Origin of the sequence: Winogradskyella ouciana (genome assembly GCF_009709615.1) — a bacterium.
In the GTDB taxonomy this organism is placed as follows: Bacteria; Bacteroidota; Bacteroidia; order Flavobacteriales; family Flavobacteriaceae; genus Winogradskyella; species Winogradskyella ouciana.
On sequence record NZ_WJYA01000003.1, the window covers coordinates 78,583 to 99,030 of the forward strand.

At 32.0% G+C, this 20,448-nt stretch carries 19 protein-coding genes; 2 read left to right on the forward strand and 17 right to left on the reverse strand.

Annotated features, from left to right (window positions below; all coding sequences use genetic code 11):
• Positions 1-61 precede the first annotated feature (61 nt).
• Together F1003_RS03235 and F1003_RS03240 are read left to right on the forward strand one after the other, a co-directional pair.
• A complete protein-coding gene (locus tag F1003_RS03235; protein ID WP_155087778.1) occupies positions 62-1,159 on the forward strand; it encodes an acyloxyacyl hydrolase in 1,098 nt (365 codons plus the stop codon).
• Entirely contained in the window at positions 1,156-1,905 is a 750-nt protein-coding gene (locus tag F1003_RS03240) for a head GIN domain-containing protein (protein ID WP_155087779.1), read from the forward strand. Before F1003_RS03235 ends, F1003_RS03240 begins: the two co-directional genes overlap by 4 nt.
• 2 nt (positions 1,906-1,907) lie before the next feature.
• Here the strand turns inward: F1003_RS03240 and F1003_RS03245 are convergent, their stop codons facing one another.
• The 17 genes from F1003_RS03245 to F1003_RS03325 all read right to left on the reverse strand — a co-directional run bounded on the left by F1003_RS03245 (position 1,908) and on the right by F1003_RS03325 (position 20,448).
• Entirely contained in the window at positions 1,908-2,687 is a 780-nt protein-coding gene (locus F1003_RS03245) for a DUF547 domain-containing protein (protein WP_155087780.1), read from the reverse strand.
• Positions 2,688-2,811: 124 nt separating this feature from the next.
• The gene (locus F1003_RS03250; RefSeq protein WP_155087781.1) at positions 2,812-3,174 is read right to left on the reverse strand and encodes a DUF4870 domain-containing protein; all 363 of its coding nucleotides are present in this window, start codon (positions 3,172-3,174) and stop codon (positions 2,812-2,814) included.
• A 289-nt stretch (positions 3,175-3,463) separates the two neighbouring features.
• Positions 3,464-4,480 carry a helix-turn-helix domain-containing protein gene (locus F1003_RS03255; protein WP_155087782.1) on the reverse strand — a complete coding sequence of 339 codons (1,017 nt, stop codon included), beginning with the start codon at positions 4,478-4,480 and terminating at the stop codon, positions 3,464-3,466.
• Positions 4,481-5,123: 643 nt separating this feature from the next.
• Positions 5,124-6,800: a CHASE3 domain-containing sensor histidine kinase gene (locus F1003_RS03260; RefSeq protein ID WP_162306887.1), complete on the reverse strand. Its 1,677-nt coding sequence runs from the start codon at positions 6,798-6,800 to the stop codon at positions 5,124-5,126.
• 114 nt (positions 6,801-6,914) lie between these two features.
• A complete protein-coding gene (locus F1003_RS03265) occupies positions 6,915-7,361 on the reverse strand; it encodes a response regulator (RefSeq protein ID WP_155087784.1) in 447 nt (148 codons plus the stop codon).
• Between the two features lie 11 nt (positions 7,362-7,372).
• Positions 7,373-7,936, reverse strand: a complete 564-nt coding sequence (locus F1003_RS03270; RefSeq protein ID WP_155087785.1) for a helix-turn-helix domain-containing protein — start codon at positions 7,934-7,936, stop codon at positions 7,373-7,375.
• A gap of 10 nt (positions 7,937-7,946) precedes the next feature.
• The gene (locus F1003_RS03275) at positions 7,947-8,381 is read right to left on the reverse strand and encodes a BLUF domain-containing protein (protein ID WP_155087786.1); all 435 of its coding nucleotides are present in this window, start codon (positions 8,379-8,381) and stop codon (positions 7,947-7,949) included.
• 218 nt (positions 8,382-8,599) lie between these two features.
• Positions 8,600-11,821 carry a PAS domain-containing sensor histidine kinase gene (locus F1003_RS03280; protein ID WP_155087787.1) on the reverse strand — a complete coding sequence of 1,074 codons (3,222 nt, stop codon included), beginning with the start codon at positions 11,819-11,821 and terminating at the stop codon, positions 8,600-8,602.
• 8 nt (positions 11,822-11,829) lie between these two features.
• A complete protein-coding gene (locus tag F1003_RS03285) occupies positions 11,830-12,276 on the reverse strand; it encodes a response regulator (protein ID WP_155087788.1) in 447 nt (148 codons plus the stop codon).
• 366 nt (positions 12,277-12,642) lie between these two features.
• A complete protein-coding gene (locus tag F1003_RS03290; RefSeq protein WP_155087789.1) occupies positions 12,643-13,284 on the reverse strand; it encodes a DUF6266 family protein in 642 nt (213 codons plus the stop codon).
• 359 nt (positions 13,285-13,643) lie between these two features.
• Positions 13,644-14,372 (reverse strand): hypothetical protein, encoded by a 729-nt coding sequence (locus F1003_RS03295; protein WP_155087790.1) that lies wholly within the window; start codon positions 14,370-14,372, stop codon positions 13,644-13,646.
• A gap of 1,052 nt (positions 14,373-15,424) precedes the next feature.
• Positions 15,425-17,377 (reverse strand): heavy metal translocating P-type ATPase, encoded by a 1,953-nt coding sequence (locus F1003_RS03300; protein ID WP_155087791.1) that lies wholly within the window; start codon positions 17,375-17,377, stop codon positions 15,425-15,427.
• Positions 17,374-17,736: a DUF3703 domain-containing protein gene (locus tag F1003_RS03305; protein ID WP_155087792.1), complete on the reverse strand. Its 363-nt coding sequence runs from the start codon at positions 17,734-17,736 to the stop codon at positions 17,374-17,376. Before F1003_RS03305 ends, F1003_RS03300 begins: the two co-directional genes overlap by 4 nt.
• A 33-nt stretch (positions 17,737-17,769) precedes the next feature.
• Complete coding sequence (locus F1003_RS03310) at positions 17,770-18,126, reverse strand: SpoIIAA family protein (protein ID WP_155087793.1); 357 nt, start codon at positions 18,124-18,126, stop codon at positions 17,770-17,772.
• A gap of 65 nt (positions 18,127-18,191) precedes the next feature.
• The gene (locus F1003_RS03315; RefSeq protein WP_155087794.1) at positions 18,192-18,605 is read right to left on the reverse strand and encodes a Fur family transcriptional regulator; all 414 of its coding nucleotides are present in this window, start codon (positions 18,603-18,605) and stop codon (positions 18,192-18,194) included.
• Complete coding sequence (locus tag F1003_RS03320; protein ID WP_155087795.1) at positions 18,602-19,240, reverse strand: cation diffusion facilitator family transporter; 639 nt, start codon at positions 19,238-19,240, stop codon at positions 18,602-18,604. The genes F1003_RS03315 and F1003_RS03320 overlap by 4 nt, the downstream gene beginning before the upstream one ends.
• 2 nt (positions 19,241-19,242) lie before the next feature.
• On the reverse strand, positions 19,243-20,448 hold the full coding sequence (locus F1003_RS03325; RefSeq protein WP_155087796.1) for an efflux RND transporter periplasmic adaptor subunit: 1,206 nt from the start codon (positions 20,446-20,448) through the stop codon (positions 19,243-19,245).

Below are 20,448 nucleotides of genomic sequence, written 5' to 3' on the forward strand. Positions count from 1 at the left end.
AACTATAAATTATTCTATTTTTATAATCTCTAACACCTTCCCCTTTTACAAGTGTATTTATATGAAAAACCATTTTTTGGTTCTATTTTGTTTTCTATATCTGACTAGTTTCTCACAAAACGAGGAGAAGAAACCTTTTTCATTGGATTTTAGTCCTTTTTATGGCACTATTCTAGAACACAATCCAGATATTTCACATTTAATAACACATCATCCAACAGGTTTTGTTCTTAGTTATAATAGAAAAACCTATGGTTTTAATGAATGGGAACGTCGTTACAACTACCCAGATTGGGGTTTTTCATTGACTTACCAAGACATGAAGAATAAGCACTTGGGTGAGAACATTGGTCTGTATGGTCATTTTAATTTTTATTTCCTCAATCGGAATTTGGTATTCAGAATTGGTCAAGGGATTGCCTATGCCAACAAACCTTACGACAAAACGAACAACTTCATAAACAATGCCTATGGATCGCATTTGTTAAGTACAACTTACCTAAAATTCGATTACATAAAAGAAAACCTCTTCAAAGGCTTGGGCCTAAATGCAGGATTTACAATTATCCATTACTCTAATGCTAATGTTAAAGCACCAAATAACAGTACCAACACCTTTGCATTTTCCGCAGGACTAAATTATTTGTTCGATGCCGAGGAATTCCCGGATTATATTCCAGAAGGAGAACGCACCAAATATTCTGAACCGTTTAAATACAACTTTGTATTTAGAAGTGGTATTAACGAGAGTGACATTAATGGTAGTGGCAGATTTCCTTTTTATGTGTTTACCGCTTTTGTGGATAAACGTATCAATCACAAGAGTACATTTTTATTGGGTACGGAACTTTTCGTCTCTAATTTTTTAAAGGAATACATAAAGCACCAATCCATTGCATTTCCTGAAAACGGAATTGATGCGGATAGTGATTTTAAACGTGTAGGTATTTTTGCTGGTCATGAGTTACGTTTTAATAAGGTTGCATTTATTACGCATTTGGGTTACTATGTGTATTGGCCTGTAGAATTTGAAAACCGTATTTATAATCGCTTAGGGTTAAAACGTTATTTTTCGGATAAAATATTCGGTGTTGTTAATGTGCACTCACATGGTGCGAAAGCTGAAGCTGTTGAATTTGGAATTGGAATACGATTATGAAAAAGCTAATACTATTTACGTTCGGACTATTATTGATCGCTTGCGATACGGAAAATGCATTGGATTGCTTTCAAACCTCTGGGAATATAATTCAAAAGGAATACGATCTTGATGGATTTGATAAGATCACAGTAATGGAACGCAGCCAACTTTATATTTCCGAAGGAGACTATGCTATTGTTCTGGAAACTGGTGAAAATTTACTAAATGACATAGATATACGAGTATTTGAAGGGCGATTGGTCATAGAAAACGAAAACGCTTGTAATATCACTCGAGATTATGGTGTGACTAAGGTATTTGTTACCGCACCAAATATTACAGAAATAAGAAACAGCTCAGGTTTAAAAGTCATTAGTGAAAATACGTTGACCTACCCTAACCTTACCTTGCTTTCTGAAGATTTGGAAGAGGAAGATGCTTTCCACATCGATGGTGATTTTCAACTGGACCTTAATGTTGCCAACCTCACCATTACCCAAAATGGACTAAGTAATTTTTTCTTAACAGGTAGCGTCACCAATTTAGACTTAAACTTTTTAATGGGTGATGCACGTTTTGAAGGTAGAAATTTAACGGTTGAAAATGCCGATGTTTACCATCGTGGTACTAACGATATTATTATCAATCCACAACAACAACTTACAGGAAGCATATTAAGTACTGGTGATATCATCGTTGTCAACACACCTCCAATTCTAGATGTTGAAGAGCTCTATACTGGCCAATTAATCATTGAAGATTAGCACTACTCCACATCATTCAAATCCCAATTGTATTCGATATAACTTAATTCTACATTAGGATTAATCTTGGTGTCGGCATATTGATTAATGTAATCGATTATAGATTCCGATTGCAATAAAAAATCCTTTTTATACCATTTAAAAATCTCGGAAACTTTGGCACTATTTTCTGAAATCTCGTTTTTATCAGAATTTATAAATTCCTTGGCAGCTCTATCCATCAGTTCATTCACATTTTTCGCCGTGTAGGCTTCTCGTAATAACTTCGGACAAGAAATTGAAGCGCAATTAATAGCAAAATGAATCCGTGGTTCGTTCATTTTCTGTAAAAATCCTTTTTCAATATCCGCAAGTGAAAATTCTTTCTCACCTATAAAGATGAAGTTTTTAAGAAATGGAGAAATCGTAGCATCGACTTTTTTAATACTCTCTACAGGATAATGATCCACTATAAGTTTTATGGTATTGGCATTATAAACATTGATGAAATAAGCCAATTGTTCTTCATAGCTCCAGCTTTTATCTGGCACTTGCTCACTGAGATATTGCACATAGTCATTAAGTATTTTTTGGTCAGCCTTAAAACCTTCATAGGCCACAAGGCCATCTTCTCTTACATTTTGTTTTAAAAGCTTGTCCCAAATACTATGGTCTAGTGAATTTTTTATAGTATCAGAATAAGCTTGGTCAGAATTCTTTTTATAGGGAACGCCTTTTGTAGATATACAAGAGCTGAGTGTAAATAAAATGATTAAACCGGAATAAATTAGTGTCTTTTTCATACCTAAATATAGAAAAATAGATGATTAAGACTGTTATAGATTTTATAAATGAAAAAATAACTTTATTAGAGCACAAAAAAGACCCATCGCAAGATGAGTCTTTTTAATTCCATTTCTTTAATAACTAACTAACAAAATTAAGAGATAATGGATAGCTAGGTAATTCTCCATTACTAGCTTTAATAGCGTTTACAATTGGCATTACAAACGCCAATATTGCAATTAATATTAATGTTATAATCCCTAAACCGAATACAAGGATTAACGGAATACTAATGATGCTATATATTAAAATACTCAACTGAAAGTTTAATATAGACTTACCATGCGCATCCATTTCTTCCACTCTGTCTTTTTGGGTGGCCCAGATAATAAGCGGAACTACTAATCCACCAAAACCTGTGATATACGTCAATAATTGGGTTAAATGCGTAATTACTATAAGTTGATTATAGTTACGCTTTAATGTGTGATAATTTGATTCCATGATTTTATTTTGATTAACACCTATAGGACGCAAATCTTTTAAAAATGTTACAATTACAACTAAATTTTTTGTGCTTACAAGTATTAATGAGCGCGATATATATTTATTGAGATATCGTTTTATTATTGTGAAAAGTTGCTACTAATTACTATTTATTACTAAAATCATAAACTAAACTATCTCAGCTGTAATAATAAAAGGAAGGAAATTTATATTGATGTTTATAGTATTAAAGCAGGCTCTAACTTTTATAAGTAAGAGCCTGCTTTAATACTATAATATATGGATACTATGCTATTGCAGCTAACTTCTGATGTTTTTTATACTTACTAGGAGTACAATTATAAGTATCTTTAAATATACGCGAAAAATAGCTTCTACTAGATAATCCTAAAGTATAAACTATTTCAGAAATATTTAAATCTGTATTTTTAATTAATTCTTCAGATTTCTTAACTCTTACATAGCGAATGTATTCGTTAAGGGTTTTACCATGCATCGACTTAAAGCCATCTTGTACCTTTGCAGGACTTAAACCGATCTTAGCACAACATTCATTAACACCGAAGTTAGTTTCTGGATGCTCATTTATATAATTAGTAAGTTCTTTTATTTGCTTAAGTTCGTATTGTGTAAGATTACCTATCGCAGATTCTGAATTTTTGCAGTCTAGTTTGTGTTGCTCTACCTCTAATGCCAGTACCGTGTTGACCAAGCCTTCTATTAATAAGGTCCTTACCACACCTTCTTGTTCTATAGCATTTAATTGCTTAATGTGATTGGTGATTTTTAAGTTATAAGAACTTAAGTATAAGAAATCTTCAGTTTTATTATCTATAAAAGCTTCTTTGAGTGTTTTATTAATGCTACAATCTAATTTTTCTTTACCAATTGTGTTTACCGAAATAAGTACAGACTCTACTCTATTATCCTTGCTAAAATAAATTGTGTTTTCAGAACTATTTATATTAGTGGAAATACCTGTCTGGAAGGTCTTTAATTCGGTTTTTGATTTATTGGGTCCAAATGAATACGACAAGTTACCTTCATTGCAATACAAAAAATTAATAATTGCATTTTTAGGACTTTCTACGTTAAAACTTAAGTTTTCATAAAACTTAGCATCCACTTGCAGAAAGGTGATATTATTCGGTATTTGCATACCTCTAACCATACCTTTACCAAGACTATTATTAAATCTTAGTATATATTCCTTCAATTTAACCTCTACAGTTCCACCAATTTCGGCTTTCAACTTATTAAATAATGATGCTGTGTCCTGTGCTGTAATGTCTATCGTTTTCATATGCTTTAATAAATTAATTGGTTAATAATAATACTAAGTAATTTGTGTAATCCTATCCCTCTTGTAGAGTATTTACTTTGGGCAAATTCCCCACTAAAAACATACTTGGATATTTATTTTTTATAACTGGTCTGGTAAAAATTTTCCCTACTCTAGAATAAGACCTGGTAATTTGTGTTGATTTTAAATCCATAGAAGCAAGATTTTTTATGTTTTTTGTCTAGTGTAAAGAAAAGACCAAATGAGAACAAATCTGTTATCTAATTTTTTTAATCTGTTACCAAATTTTTAGTTATACAGTTATGAGGAGAGGCAATCAGTAATAAAGTTTTTAATAGAAGAGGTGGATTATATCCTAATTCGATAGGTCTTATACAGATTTATCTTTTAGATAAATGCAATACACAATAACTAAGGCAACTAATAACAGAATATGAATAATAGAGCTAAGATTTAATACGAAAAAACCTATGGCCCACAATATCGCTACTATGGTAAGGGTAATATATAAGGCTAATTTCATTTTAATAAAGGTAGAAATGAAAGCTTGTTAAATTAAGATTACAAATATGCAAATATCTTATAATTAAAATTTTATAAGATTTAGAGCCAATGTTATATAATTTTAGTTTCTGAATTGGTTTTACCTTAGGAACGGTATGTATATATCAAATTTAGCACCTACGTTGGGTTCTCCGCTGGCCAAGATATAGCCATTATGATTATCTACAATTTTTTTACAAATGGAAAGACCAATTCCTGTGCCATCATACTTTTCCTTATGAAGTCTCTTAAATAATATAAAGATTTTATCTGCGTGAGCTTCATCAAATCCAATACCATTATCTGTTATACTGATATTATGAAAATATTTAAATAAGGATTGTTGTAAAGGTTTTACAGTATTAGATTTAACTTCGTTATAAGTAATATTTACTTTTGGAGTAACATTCTCTTTTCTATACTTAATAGCATTATTGATAATATTAACAAATAGTTGATGCATTTGGAAAGGCGTTACCTTCATCTTGGGGAATTCATCGACATTAATTATTGCACCTGTAGATTTTATTGAGGGTGACAATTCTTCTAATACGTCATTTATTATATTATTGATGTCTGTATCTATAAATTTTTTATCAGATTTATTAGTTCTAGAATATTGTAACAAATCATCAATTAACATCCGCATACGTGCAGCTGAGGATTTAACTCTTTCTATATAGTGCAAGCCTTTTTGAGATAGACTGTGTTTATCTTCTATCTCTAAACGCGATAAAAATGTCTGTATTTTTCTTAAAGGCTCTTGTAGGTCATGACTTGCAACATAATTAAATGTGGACAGTTCTTTATTATTATGTTCTAATTCTCTGTTACGATTTTCTATTGTATACAAATTTTCTACATCTGCCGTTATATCTGCTGTGGTACCAATTATTTGTTTCTGTCCATCTTTTGTCTCTACTAATTGCCCATATACCTTAAAATGTTTAACGTTATAGTTGGGGTCAATAATTCTATAATTCATAAACGGCGGATGTTCTTCCGTTTTCATTTTAATAATATGACGTTTTAATTGAGCTCTATCATTTTTATGTACATTAGACAAAAAAGTATCTAAACCATCATTAATGTTTTTAGGATGTACACCCATAAGTCTATAAAAATTATCAGAAAATTCAAAAGTGTTGTCATCGATATTCCATATCCATGTGCCATTCTGGCCAATAATTTCAGCTTGTTGACTTGAGTTTTTATAAAGGTCTAAAGTTCTATTTATTCTTTTTAGATAATTGATATCATGAGTAATCCTTGCATAAGCTAACATTAATAATATGAGTGTAAGAATGAGTACTGAGTATAATATAATGGGTGTATAATTAAGGACCTGACTATTTTCAGATTGTCTTATTTCTAAAACATCATTTTCTAAATCAACCATATTAGTAGTTCTTGTCCTAATTAAATCCTCTTTATACCTACTATTAATAAATACATTTTTAAGTGTATCAGGTTCTCTTAATTGTGATTGATTATATGATATGGTTTGGTCTAAATAACTTATTAGACTTCTAACGTCTGTGCTAAGTGTATCCAAATTTTTGTGCTGTACGTCATTAGATTTGGTTAAAACTTCTAAATTGTATAAATGACCAACAATTTTAACCTTATTTGTTATAAATGGATGCAGAAATACGGAATCTTGAGAAATAATAAATCCTCTGTGGTTTGCTTTAGCATAATAAACTTGAGCTAACATACGCTCTAATTCTAAGGTTATTTCATAGGTATGCGTAATATTATCTCTTGTATCACTCAATTGCTGGATATGCTTATAACTATATCCTCCTAAACAGAGTATAATAAATAATCCTAGACCAAATACTATCTTTAAAAACTTATGAGATTTAGCAAATTCGTTCATATAACAAAATTATAAACGCAACAAAAAATTATCTCTATTTAATCCATTATTAGCAAATTGCCAGTTGGTTGTTACTACTTGAGAAAGTGTTTTCTTTAAAATATTAAAGTCATTGGGTTTTTTAATGTAAATGTTTGCTCCTTTAACAAAAGTGTATTCAATATCCTCCTCGGTGGCTGATGTAGAGTAAATAGCAATTGCTAGATCGTTGAATCTATCATTGGATTTTATCTCAACAAGACACTCTAATCCAGATTTACGAGGCATATTTAAGTCTAAAAATAGCAAATCTGGTATTTCATTATTTTCGTTGTTAAGATAGCTCATTAACGTATCTCCATCATTAAATGTAGATACTTTACTCTTTATTTTTAGTTCTTCAAATGCCTCTTTAAAAAATAACCTATCATCCGGATCATCATCTGCTAATGCAATTTTAACGTAATTTTCTGCCATATAATAAACTACTAAAGTGGATGATTATGTTCTTTTTTTCGCATTAAGATTATTCGTTCAAAAGCAGATGGTGTAATTCCTGTGGTATTTTTAAACTGTCTGCTTAGATGTGCCACACTAGAATAATTTAATTTATGCGCAATTTCTGTTAAGGTTAAATTTTCCTTTATAATTAATGTCTTGGCATATTCTATCTTCTGTAAAATAATATAATTCTCAATTGAAGTATACGTGATTTCTGAAAATATACTGGCTAAATAAGAATAGTTCTTATTTAAAGCTTCAGCTAAATATACTGAGGTTTTAACATTAGTTGAAATGTCTGTATTAAAAATTAAGTCTTTAATTAAATCTTTAATTTTTTGAACCAATATTAATTTAGGGTTCTCAACAACGTCAATACCATAACTATGTATTTCCTTATAAAATATATCAAGAACTTCTTCAGAAGGCTTCCCCAATATCTCTACTTCGCCATTACCTAGAGACTGAAATTCAATGTGATGAGCTTTTAGTTTTTCTTCTAAAAGCGTATTACATATTTTATTATAATTAAATTTAAATGTTATGGTCATTTAATTTTTATTAGATGGTAATTTCGGTAGATAAATGATTGTTATCTAAAATTTTGTGTACCGATTCCCAAAAACTAAGTAAAGAGGCCGTTGATTTTTCTGACATTGCAGATAATAACATTAAATTATTAATATATATTTCAAGATCATTATTATTTGGCTTATGGTAAGCCATATTCCAATCTGGAAAACACCTATTAGTAACTTTACTTTCCCAAAGTAATGTTACCATACTATGCCTATCGTCTAATTTTATCTTCTCGTAAACAGCTTTAACGTCCTTCTTACCACCTTCTAGAATCTGCACAAAGCTACCGTTATGATAAATCAAACATCCTGTTATTCTTTTAGACAAATTAATCCGGTTTGCCGTTACTAGAATATCTTCTAAATCTTCTAGTTTTAAATCGTTTTTAGATTTTGAACGGTAATTTAGTTGGTACATAGTTTTTAGTTTTTTATTTAAGTACTCAAAATTTCTATCATTGTTTTTAATAAATTTTAAACTAAACTTAAACAACTTTGAACCCAAGAGCTAAAAGTAAAGATAACCCTATAATTGGTAATAATAATTTATTTTGGTATTTACTTATCTCATATTTATTTATATTGTTGAAAGGATAAGACCATGGGATAATGAAACGTTTCTGAATATGTTTTTAATTATTCATCAGGTGCCGGAATAAAAATATCAAAAGTTGCCCCTTCGTTATTTTTACTCTCTGCATTTATTGCCCCTTCGTGATTATCTATTATTCTCTTTACTATGGCCAGTCCTATACCTGTGCCAGTATAAGCATCTTTGTTATGTAATCGTTGAAAAACTTCGAATATTTTTTGGCTGTATTGCTCATCAAAGCCTATACCGTTATCAGAAACTGTAATTTGACTGTAGTCTTTATTTGCGTCTAACGATGGTATACCAGTATCTTTTCCTAAAACCGTTTGGCACATTATAGATATAATGACTGGCCTATCTTCTACCGAAAATTTAATGGAATTGCTAATTAAATTAAGCATTACCTGATTAAATTGTACGGGTATAACTTTTAATAAGCAATCACCCTTAACATTAAATGTTACGGTGTGTTCCTCTAATTCTTCGCTTAAAGTTTCTTTAGTGTCATCTATAATATCTTGAAGACATACAATTTCAAAATTATTATCTTTTGTATTGGTTCTAGAATAGGCAATTAAATCTTGTATTAACGTCTGCATTCTGTGCGCCGCTTTTTGCATTCTAGAGAAATAATTTTTTGCATTTTCAGACAAAACTTCAAGCTCTTTTTCTTTAATACGTGATGAGAAAATCTGAATTTTTCGCAAAGGTTCTTGTAAATCGTGACTAGAAATGTAAACAAAGGATTGTAATTCTTTATTCATTGTTTCTAAGTCAATATTTTTTTGTCTTAATTCATTAGTTCTTAGTTGTACCATATTTTCGAGCTCATTGGCAAACATTTTTTGCTCTTGTATATCTGTACTTGTTCCTACCCACATTTTTATATTACCTTCCTTATCTTTTTGTGGTATAGCCCTACTTAATTGCCAACGGTATGTACCGTCATGTTTTCTAAATCTATGTTCTATCAAAAAATCTTCTCCAGTATCTATAGAATGTTTCCACTGCTTTAAATTCTCTTCCCTATCATCAGGGTGTACGATCTGTATCCATCCGTCTTTTTCGATCTGTTGTAAGGTAAGACCAGAATAATCAAATACAGATTTATTAAAATAATTTAAATTTCCCTCAGGATCTGAGGTCCAGATATGCTGTGGCATAGAGTCTGCCAAAAGTCTAAATTTTTCTTCTCGATCTAATAATTGCTGATGAAAATTTCGTTCTTCTGTAATATCTCTAACGGTACCTAACATGCGTTCTGGCTCGTTATTTTCATCATAAAAAACTTTTCCTTTTACCTCTTTCCAGTGTAAGGAGCCATCTTCCCATATTACTCTTAACTTGTAATTTAAAGTTCCGGTTTGGTACGCTTTTTCAAATGATTTTGCGCGTAGTTCTAAATCGTCTGGATGTACATGTGTAATTATTGTGTCTGGAGTTAAATTTTCTTCATCAGAAAAACCTAAAATTTCATAGCATCTTTCAGACGCTACCATATGTTGTGTTTTGAGATTTAAATCCCATACTCCTAAGAAACTTGCATCTATAATGAGTTGGAGCTTTTCTTCATTTTCTTGTATTTGTTTTCTCGACAATACTTGGTCGGTGATATCAATACCAATTGCCATAATGCCATCTACCTCCCCTTCACCATTATATAAGGCATTAAATGAAAAATTTATATATAATAGATCCTTTTTACCATTACGCATAAGCTCAACTGGCATTTCTGGGGTGGAAAAACGTTCTCCAGTTTTTAAAGTATTGCTTAAAAATTCTTCAAATCCCTGTGGCACTAACTCTGGCATGGCCTCCAATAGTGGTACGTTTTGAACTTGTTCTTCGTTACGACCCCATATTTCTAAAGCAAATTTATTCGCTATGGACACTTTAAAATCGTCGTCTCTTAAGATAGCCAAAGCAACAGGCGCTTGTAAAATCATTAATCTGAGATTATTCTCACTAATAGAAAGTTTTTTACGTACTTCTGCCTGAGCTGTATTATCTAAAACCCATACTGCCACTTTTACAACCTTATTATCTTCATCCTTTAAAGGGGCATATACTAGATTGACGTATGCTGTTTTGGTAGTACCATTATTACTTTTTAAGAGTTCTACTTCATCTGAGAAGTAAGGTTTACCCGTGGATATAACTCCATCAAGTGCTTTGGAATGTAAAGGTTTAAGGGTACTGAAAAAATCCCAAAAATAATGTTGTTCTATTTCTTTACGTGGTTTATTGACGATTTCAATGAAACTATCGTTTATGATTTCGCATAGTAGAGTATCAGCATCTATAACACAAATACCAATTGGAGAATCGCTAACCATGGCTCTGATATGCTGCTCTTTTTCTCTAGATTTTCGGTTAGCCAGGGTACGCTCAGTTATATCCTCTAAAGTACCAGTCATTCTATAGGCCTCACAATTCTCATTAAACCAAACATGCCCTTTGGCATGTACAATAATTTCTTTTCCTGAAGCAGAATTAATGATACTGTATTCTATATCGTATCTTCCACCAGAATCATAGTTTAAGGCTTCTGAAATGGCTTGTGACACTCTATCTTTATCATTATCAGCAATGACCTTAATGGCATCATTGAGATCAATTTCATCATCGGGTGGCAGACCAAACCAATTCTTAAGGCGTTTATTTCCTGAGAATTTATTAGTAATGGGATTATAATCAAAGGTTCCTAATTGCGCAGCCTCTATGACAAATTCTAGTTCATCTTTTCTGTCTTTGATTTCAATTTGAGCTTTCTTTTCGGATGTAGTTTCAATAACAGTTACCAAAACGCCACCGACCTCACCATTTTCTAATCGAATGGGACTATATGCAAAATCAAAATAGCATGTTTCTAAATATCCATTTCTATGTAAATCTAATTCAAAATCTGGAAACCCAAATGCTTTACCATCCATAACATCATTAAACATATCTCCAATTATATGCCATATTTCTGAAAAAGTTTCCTTTGTGCTTATGCCTAATGCTTGAGGGTGTTTATTTTGGCCTAAAATGGGCCTATAGCCATCATTATAGAGTTGAGTATACTCTTTACCCCAAGCAATATACATAGCAAAAGGGTTTTCTAGCATCACACCGACCATGGTTTTTAATGGCTGTGGCCATTTAGCCGGATCACCTAATTCTGTTTTACTCCAGTCCTTATTGCGGATAAGCTCACCCATTTCACCGCCACCTCGTAGAAATGTATGACTTAGATTTTGTTCTAAACGTGTATTTAAGCCCATAACGATTACTAAGGTTGAATTATAAACTGATCGCGTGATTGCTCGGCTGGTATCTCGTCAAATAAAAAATTGATTGTTTTTTCAATAACAGATATGATACGATTAAAATCATTTGGTTTTTGTATGTATTTATGTGCACCTACATCGTATAAATGATTTACTACCGATCTGTCTAAAGATGTAGAGTATATAACAATTGGTATATCATTGAGTTCTCGAATAGATTTTATTTCTGTAATACATTCTAAACCAGACTTTTTTGGCATATTCAAATCTAAAAAGATAAGATTAGGGTATTCACTTAAATCTGATCTTAGGTAGTCCATTAATTGAACGCCATCATTTACTGTAGTTACAGCTATTGGTCGATTAATCTCTGCAGTAGCTTCTTTAAAGAAATTACAATCATCGATATCGTCATCTGCTAAAAGCAAGTGAATATTAGTAGTAGCCATTTAGTTTTGTAATATTCTATAATATAAGAATGGTTGTTTGGCTTAAATTTACATTATATTTTTAAAATGGCAGTAGATTTAATTCTATAAAAGTATCTTAGGACTAGTAGCTGTTCACTTTTCAGATATTTGAAATAATTAATTAAATCCACAATTAAAAATTATTATCATAAAAAATTCCTTACTTCCCAATACAATATTTAACTACCCTTATGTTTATTGGTGTTAATGCGTTTGGGCAACAAATAGGGTACAAAAAACGCATAAAAAGAGTAAATAAAGAGTAAACATTAATATATTGAGCTACTAATATAGCATAAAAAAAACCGCTCGATTAGAGCGGTTTCCAAATAAAAACACCAAGCATTAATTAGCTGTACCAGAGCCTAAATAAATACTGTTTGATACTTGACTACCATCAGCAGTAATAAACGCCATAAATAGCTCTACTGTATCTCCTGCGTAAGTTGTTGGGATTGGAACAATTTGAGAACCTACTGTTCGGTCTGCTCCATCAAGTAAAGAAATAGATTCCTTTTTTGATGGATTGTAAATCAATAACATTGCCTTGTCAGTAGCATTTGCATTACCTTCAGCAGAGTTATCATCCCATCCAAAAGTAACTTCTCCAGCAGTTGCCAAATCAGTCGTTGGGTTTAACGCACCGGATAAACCTCCTCGACTTACTAAAGCGTTTGGATAGTCAACAACAAAGTTAGGTTCTGTACCTGTAATCGCATTATTCAATACATACGACATCGCAGCATTAAATTCTGTTTTCTTAACAGCTAACCCTTTATATCCTAACTTAATAAAAGGCTTTACAGCCTGTAAAAATTCTAAAGTGGCAGTAAACTTGGTTCTTTGGTTTACTTGACCAACAGTTCTTGGATTCGCTACACTTGAAGGTTTAATTCTAATGTAATCAATTCCTTTCCAGCTTCCACCGATAACGTTTCCAACCTTACCTGAAAGCCCTCCTAAAATACCTTGAGCAATTTTACCCATAACATAAATAATTTAAATGAAACTTACTTTTCTTCGGACTTGGTACGGACTTAACACGAAGTTGTACCTTCCGATGAAATATAAGTCAACTATTATGCAATTGTTTGGATAAGGGTTTTGTTGCTTTAGATTGCTTCCTTTTGCATCAGAAATAAAAAAATAAACATTTTTTTACAAAGAAAAAGAGAAAAAAGAAAGCAGTACAATTGATGACGTGGACATACTGTCAAGTTTTTTGGGAAAAATATTGCTTAATTAAAGGGTTTTGAAAATAAGCACCTGCGATAGGTGCAATATTTTTTTCAAAACCCGTAGGGCTTGAACTTTATAGTATGATAGCGGTGGATGAAGGAAGGCATCTATCTTTGCATCCTTTTTGCTTCTTCCTTACTTAAATATGGATGTTTAAGTCGCTCATACATTAGTTGTCTGAATGGTAAAGTTTCTTCCGTTGGATAGGTGTTTAAATAGTTGTACATAGCTATAGCAATGTTTTTTGCAAAACGATTGTACTTTTTAATTGGAATAAAATAAATACCTGTTAAATGTTCAAAATTGTAAATAAAACCTTGAAGCGATAAGTTACCTTTTGAGTACTTATATGCTAATAGCATTTTATTCGAGGACAAATCTTCTTGTTCAAGATATTTGAAATTATCTACTATTAAATCAAAATCAAAATTTTTCCTGAACTTCCAATGCCTACCGTTTTTTCTCTTATGAATCAATTTATCTTCAGCTTCATCAGATGTGACAAACGTATTAACTATAAACTTATGCTTTTTTAATTTACCCAGATTGGTTTTTGAGGATAGGATTAGATTAACAATACTATGCTTATAAAATGTATCAAAACGATTTAAGAAAAGAAAAAATCGAAATGCAGACATCGTAAAAATGAAGTTTCTTCTTTTTGCACCAGGTTCATTAATATTATCATCCGTAAAATGAATATTGAACTCTTTTCTTTTATTATCAAAACCAATTGAAAGGTGTTCTCCTTCATTCAAAGTGGGTGCATTAACGATAAAACCATTTTCATCAGAATAATTAAAACGTAAAAAAAGCTTTTTTAAATCTTCAACCATTTTACAAAGTTACTATTTATCCTCTCGAGCAGGTAATCTAAAAGGCGCGAGCCGACTGCGAGATGAGCAAAAGTGGTGTGGTAATAGCACGTTGCAATTTTGCAAAAGTGCGTACCACAGCAACGGTTTACCGCAAGGGTGGCGCAGTTTTTTGATTCAAATTGTGTTTAAGATAGATTTTTATTAGTAGTACAAAATATTAACGTTTAGGCAAGTGCAAGGATTGAAGGAAGCAATGTAAGGCTTGGGAATAGTTTTCATTTAAGGTTTGCCTTATTTATTATGATATAAGGATGTTGAGGAAGTGAAGTATTTACAAGAAATTACTTCTTTTAATTTTACTAAAGGCAAACCGTAATGTAAAAACTATTATACGGTGGATGGAATTGCTGACTGAATGAGTTGCTCTTGTGTACTGCTTGCAAAATAGGATAATCCGCAGTATGCATAAAATTTCAATTTATCACATATTACCTACTTTTAATTGAAATCTCAAATATGTTCTTTAGAACTGCGGTTATCTTATTTGCATACTTGGAATGTTCAAAAAATGTGACACCCGTAAACCCACATATTTTATTAAACTCAATATTATAGCAATCACAGGAATTTATTAAAATATAAAAGATAAGTGAAATTCAACTATATGTGGGTTTTGCTTGAAGCGACCCGCAGGCTCGCATAACATTAAGCAGCGGTTGTACCCTTATAAATATTCCGCCTGCAATAGCAGGCTCCATATTGGGTACCTGCTTTTCGCAGGTAAGGGTACAAGAGTAGCTGCGGGTGAGGAAGAAGAGAATGTGTGAAATAAAACAAACAAATAGTGCCAATGAGGACGTGTCGCCGCAATGGTACTATTTGTGGTATATGCAAGCCTTTTGACTGAAAGAATGTGGTTGATTATAAGATTGCTTCGCTTTTCTCGCAATGACAATAAAATCGATAATTGGCTTGCAGATATGTTTTATGAAACAAAATGGAACGACTGACGAACACCTTATTACCTGCTCACGGATTATGATGTTAGCACTAATATTAAATTTGATGTGCTATTTCCAACTCATTCGTTGCAATCTAACTGCATTCAAAATTGCTAATAATGCTACTCCTACATCTGCAAAAACTGCTTCCCACATTGTAGCTAAACCACCTGCTCCCAAAATCAAGACAATGACTTTAACACCAAAAGCTAAAATGATATTCTGCCAAACAATTTTTCGTGTGGAACGACTTATTTTAATGGCTCTAACAACTTTTGAAGGCTGGTCGGTTTGAATGATAACGTCTGCGGTTTCAATAGCTACATCACTACCTAAACCACCCATTGCAATACCAACGTTACTCGCTGCTAAAACTGGTGCATCGTTTATACCATCACCTATAAAAGCTATTTTGTTTTCAAGGTTTTTCTTTAAAATCTCAACTTCGTTTAATTTATCTTCTGGTAGTAAACCACCTTTAGCATTTGCAATATTTAATTCTTTAGCGACTTGTTGAGTAATCGAATCTTTATCACCAGAAAGCATCATAATATTATTGATGCCTACTTTGTGTAATGCTGTAATAGTTTCTTTTGCATCCTCTTTTAATTCATCTGCTATGACTACATAACCTGCAAATTGATTATCGATTGCAACTAATACTATCGATTCTACAATAGATTCTGTTTCCGTTGGAACATCAATATTATTCGAAGTCATTAAGGCTTTATTTCCTACTAAAACTGTTTTACCATTTACAATGCCTTTTAAACCTTTACCTGCAATTTCAGAAACTTCGGTAGCTTCAAAATCTTCTCCTTCTGCTTTATACTCTAAAATGGCTTTAGCAATTGGATGCGTGGATTGTTCTTCCATCGCCATTAAGTATTGCATAAATTCGGTTTCATTCCAACCAATTGCTTTTACTTCTTTAATTTTAAAAACACCTTTGGTAACGGTTCCTGTTTTGTCCATTACCAAAGTGTTTATCTTGGTCATTGCATCTAAAAATGAAGCACCTTTAAATAATATTCCATTTTTTGAAGCTGCTCCTAATCCACCGAAATAACCTAATGGAATTGAAATCACTAACGCACAAGGACAAGATATTACCAAGAAAATTAATGCTCTGTATAACCAATCTCTAAAGACATAATCATCTACAAAAAAGTAAGGTATAAAAGTAACACCAATAGCTAAAAACACTACAATTGGTGTGTAGATACGAGCAAACTGTCTGATAAACAATTCTGTCTTCGATTTACGTGCTGTAGCATTTTGAACCAAGTCTAATATTCTCGCAATAGAACTATCTTCAAACTTGTTGGTTACCTCAACTTCAATAACGCTTTCCAAATTAATACTACCTGCGTAAACCTTGGCTTCTTTCTGAATAGAATCTGGTTTGCTTTCTCCTGTTAAAGCTGCTGTATTTAACGATGCTTTTTCGGATAATAAAATACCATCTAATGGAATTTTTTCGCCTACACGAATTTGAATTTTCTCTCCAATATTTACAGCTTCTGGCGACACACTAACATAATCACCATCACGAAATACATTGGCTTCTTTTGGCCTAACATCCAATAATGCTTTAATATTTCCTTTTGCTCTATTTACTGCTGCGTTTTGAAATAATTCACCTACTGCATAAAATAGCATTACTGCAACACCTTCTGGATATTCACCAATTATAAATGCACCAATTGTAGCAATAGACATTAAAAAGAACTCGGTAAAAACATCGCCTTTTATAAGACTTTTCCATCCTTCTTTAATTACTGGAAATCCAACTGGAATATATGCTAAAGTGTACCAAACTACTCGAATCCATCCTTCAAATTGAGGAATCGCATCAAAATAATCTACAGCGATACCTACCATTAACATAACAAAACTTATAATAGCAGGAATGTATGTCTTGAATGCACTTCCATCTCCGTGGTCGTGACCATCATCGTGAGAATGTTGTTCTTCTGAATTTGGTTTTAAATCTCTTAAATTGACTTTCTTTTTTTTCATTTAATTTCTAATAATTTTTCAATGTCATTTGGAATAGGCATACGTTTTAATGGTGGCACGTTTGCTCCACCTGTATTACCAAGTGGAACGTGATTTATAAATGATTTCCAGCCACCCACAAACAACCTAACTATTTGACCTATTACTTCTTTCGTATCTTTTTGTCTAAATCCAAATTTTAGCATTAACCAATGTGAATAGGTATGTTCTATTGGATAAGATTGTCCTATTATATGACTACGTTCTAAATGATACCAAGCTGTATCAAAATCTTGTTCTTTCAATGCTTTTTTAAAGCACAGCAACTCATTATTATAGAATCGTTTTAAGTATTTAGGAATTACTGTATTAAATTTCATTTGCTTATCGAATATAAATATTAAGACTTGACATTAAGACATAATCCAGTTTATAGCCTGTTCTTTGTCTTTTAAATCAAAATACTTTACCTCTGAACTTGTAAAAAAGTCAGTAACTTTTGCTGCAAATTCCTGCCATTTTTTTTCACCTACAAAAGCCATTTTTCCATAATCGGAAATGTGTGCGCTATCTACCTTTATATCTTCCCAAAACCCTTTTAATGTATAACCTGTAAAATCTTCCATTTCAAAATAGAAATCTACCTTTTTACCTTTTTCAATAATATTATGGATGAGTGGATGTATCTTTTCTACATCACTTTTTGATATGTTACCACTAATTTTTGCTGATATTAAATTGTTTTTTTCTGTATTGATTAATTGTATCATTGTTTTTGAATTTTATTTATTGCATTTAAAAATATTAAGAAATTAAGTGCAATGGAAGTGCATTTTTAGGCACTACACTTATCGCATATACCTTTAACCACCAAGTTGACGTTTTCAGACACAAAACCATTTGGCACTTTTATTTGAGGTATTTTATGTTCTGTTAAGCATACGGTTTCATTGCAATTATTACAATGGAAATGCAGGTGTAAATCGGTTTCAATTTCACAATTACATCCTTTTTCACATAACGCATATTTTGTAATCCCTGTACCATCGTCTATTTGATGAACTATTCCTTTATCTTCAAAAGTTTTTACTGTTCTGTATAAAGTAGTTCTGTCTGCTTTTGCAAACGCATTTTCTATGTCACTTAAAGTAACAGCGACCTCTTTTTCTGCAAGAAACTTATATATAAGCAAACGCATTGCTGTAATACGAATTTGTTTTGACTCTAATAACTGTTCTACTTCTTTCATTTTACAGTTTCATTAAGATTAATATTTCTCGCTTTACTAAATGCTTCCCATCCTTCTTTTAGTGCATAAGGAACAATAAGAAGTGCTGCAATAGGGTCTGCCATCCACCAACCGAACTGATTTACCAAAAGCAAACCTATAAGTACAACAACGGTTTGGTATAGGCAAATAAATGTGTCCTTTGCATCTGCTAACATTGCTGGACTATCAAGTTTTTTACCGTATTTTCTTTTGAAATAAATAAGGATAGGGTTTACTACCAATGAAACCAATAAAATAATTAATCCCATAGTGCTCCAGGTCGCAGTTTCTTGATTTATAAGTTTTGTAACAGAATCATAAGTAATAAAAATACAGACTAATGTGAAAGATGCTGCAATGACGTAGAGTGTAATTTTCTTTCGTTTTTTTACTTTTTCTTTATCAATACCTTTAATCTCTCCGTGTAATCGCCAACCTAAAGTTGCTGCGCTTATCACCTCGATAGTGCTGTCCAATCCCCAGCCTATCAAAGCTGAACTGTTTGAAGCAAATCCTGCAATAAGAGATACGACCACTTCAATAACATCATAAATGACATTCCATATTTGAAGTGTTCTTGCCTTTTTTAAATCTTGTTGTCTTGTTGCATCCATAATTAATGTTCGTGTTCTGCTTCTCCTTTTTTCATTTCTGCGTTAAGGTAATAAGCATTATTATAAGCAAATTGTGTGTTACTTTCTATATCTTCAATAAATTGAACCGATACCCAATCACCATCTTTAGTGCCTAAAACAACTTCGATAGGTTTAAAGCTCCAATCGTCATTTTCTTTTTCTACTGAAAACACATAATATCTATCGCCTTCTTTTATAATTGCACTTTCTGGTAATGCTTTTGTTTGGGTATTATCTACTTGAATTTTACCTTGAATATACATACCAGGAATTAAGTTGCCTTTTTTATTTTCTATTTCTGCGTGAACGTGGACTGATTTTGGGTTGTCCTCAAAGGTTTTGCTTACGGAATAGATTTCTGCGATAAGCTCTGCATCTGGTATGGATTGTACCGTAAAGTTAACTTTTTGACCTTTCTGTACTTTATAAACATCTTTTTCAAAGACCATTAAATCGGCGTGAACGTGATGCGTATTTACAATTTCAAATAATTCGGTTTGTGGTTCTACATATTGACCTGTTTTTACTTCAACTTTTTGCACAAAACCCTCTATTGGACTTCGCAAGGCAATACGTTGTGCAATTGTACCATTACGAACAGAAGCTGTATTGATATTTAATATTTTTAATTGTGCTTCTAAACCATTAACCATAGCTTTTGATGCATCATACTCTGCTTCTGCCTTTTGAAAATTAGCACCAGAACCAACACCTGCTTCATATAGCTTTTGTTGACGTTCGTAATTCTTTTTCAGAAAATTACTATTGCTATATGCGTTTAAGTAATCCGTTTGAGCTTGTATAATATTGGGATGCGAGAGATAAGCCACAACTTGACCTTTATTGACTTTATCACCTTCAATCACTTCAATTGAAACAACATTTGCACCAATGACTGTGGTAATGGCTGCTTCGTTTTGTGGTGGCACTTCTAACGTTCCATTTGCCTCAACATAACCGCTCATATTACGTAATGCTAAAGTGTCGATTTTCATTTTTAAAGCATCGAATTGTTGTTGTGAAAGCATTACTTCTTCGCTTTCATTATGTGCTTCGTTAACTTCTGTGTTTTCTTCCTCATCGTGGGAATGACCATCATTCTCGTTATGATTTTCTTTATTTCCGCAAGCTGAAACAAAAATGGTTAACACCATTACGGTAAGAATTTTATATATTTTATTTTTCAT

What these genes read in the sequence shown, in the direction of transcription:
- F1003_RS03325 (WP_155087796.1), bottom strand. Translation starts at nt 20,448, where the DNA reads ATGAAAAATAAAATATATAAAATTCTTACCGTAATGGTGTTAACCATT.
- F1003_RS03235 (WP_155087778.1), top strand. Translation starts at nt 62, where the DNA reads ATGAAAAACCATTTTTTGGTTCTATTTTGTTTTCTATATCTGACTAGT.
- F1003_RS03270 (WP_155087785.1), bottom strand. Translation starts at nt 7,936, where the DNA reads ATGACCATAACATTTAAATTTAATTATAATAAAATATGTAATACGCTT.
- F1003_RS03305 (WP_155087792.1), bottom strand. Translation starts at nt 17,736, where the DNA reads ATGAAATTTAATACAGTAATTCCTAAATACTTAAAACGATTCTATAAT.
- F1003_RS03315 (WP_155087794.1), bottom strand. Translation starts at nt 18,605, where the DNA reads ATGAAAGAAGTAGAACAGTTATTAGAGTCAAAACAAATTCGTATTACA.
- F1003_RS03275 (WP_155087786.1), bottom strand. Translation starts at nt 8,381, where the DNA reads ATGTACCAACTAAATTACCGTTCAAAATCTAAAAACGATTTAAAACTA.
- F1003_RS03290 (WP_155087789.1), bottom strand. Translation starts at nt 13,284, where the DNA reads ATGGGTAAAATTGCTCAAGGTATTTTAGGAGGGCTTTCAGGTAAGGTT.
- F1003_RS03265 (WP_155087784.1), bottom strand. Translation starts at nt 7,361, where the DNA reads ATGGCAGAAAATTACGTTAAAATTGCATTAGCAGATGATGATCCGGAT.
- F1003_RS03300 (WP_155087791.1), bottom strand. Translation starts at nt 17,377, where the DNA reads ATGAAAAAAAAGAAAGTCAATTTAAGAGATTTAAAACCAAATTCAGAA.
- F1003_RS03285 (WP_155087788.1), bottom strand. Translation starts at nt 12,276, where the DNA reads ATGGCTACTACTAATATTCACTTGCTTTTAGCAGATGACGATATCGAT.
- F1003_RS03240 (WP_155087779.1), top strand. Translation starts at nt 1,156, where the DNA reads ATGAAAAAGCTAATACTATTTACGTTCGGACTATTATTGATCGCTTGC.
- F1003_RS03250 (WP_155087781.1), bottom strand. Translation starts at nt 3,174, where the DNA reads ATGGAATCAAATTATCACACATTAAAGCGTAACTATAATCAACTTATA.
- F1003_RS03295 (WP_155087790.1), bottom strand. Translation starts at nt 14,372, where the DNA reads ATGGTTGAAGATTTAAAAAAGCTTTTTTTACGTTTTAATTATTCTGAT.
- F1003_RS03255 (WP_155087782.1), bottom strand. Translation starts at nt 4,480, where the DNA reads ATGAAAACGATAGACATTACAGCACAGGACACAGCATCATTATTTAAT.
- F1003_RS03280 (WP_155087787.1), bottom strand. Translation starts at nt 11,821, where the DNA reads ATGGGCTTAAATACACGTTTAGAACAAAATCTAAGTCATACATTTCTA.
- F1003_RS03320 (WP_155087795.1), bottom strand. Translation starts at nt 19,240, where the DNA reads ATGGATGCAACAAGACAACAAGATTTAAAAAAGGCAAGAACACTTCAA.
- F1003_RS03310 (WP_155087793.1), bottom strand. Translation starts at nt 18,126, where the DNA reads ATGATACAATTAATCAATACAGAAAAAAACAATTTAATATCAGCAAAA.
- F1003_RS03245 (WP_155087780.1), bottom strand. Translation starts at nt 2,687, where the DNA reads ATGAAAAAGACACTAATTTATTCCGGTTTAATCATTTTATTTACACTC.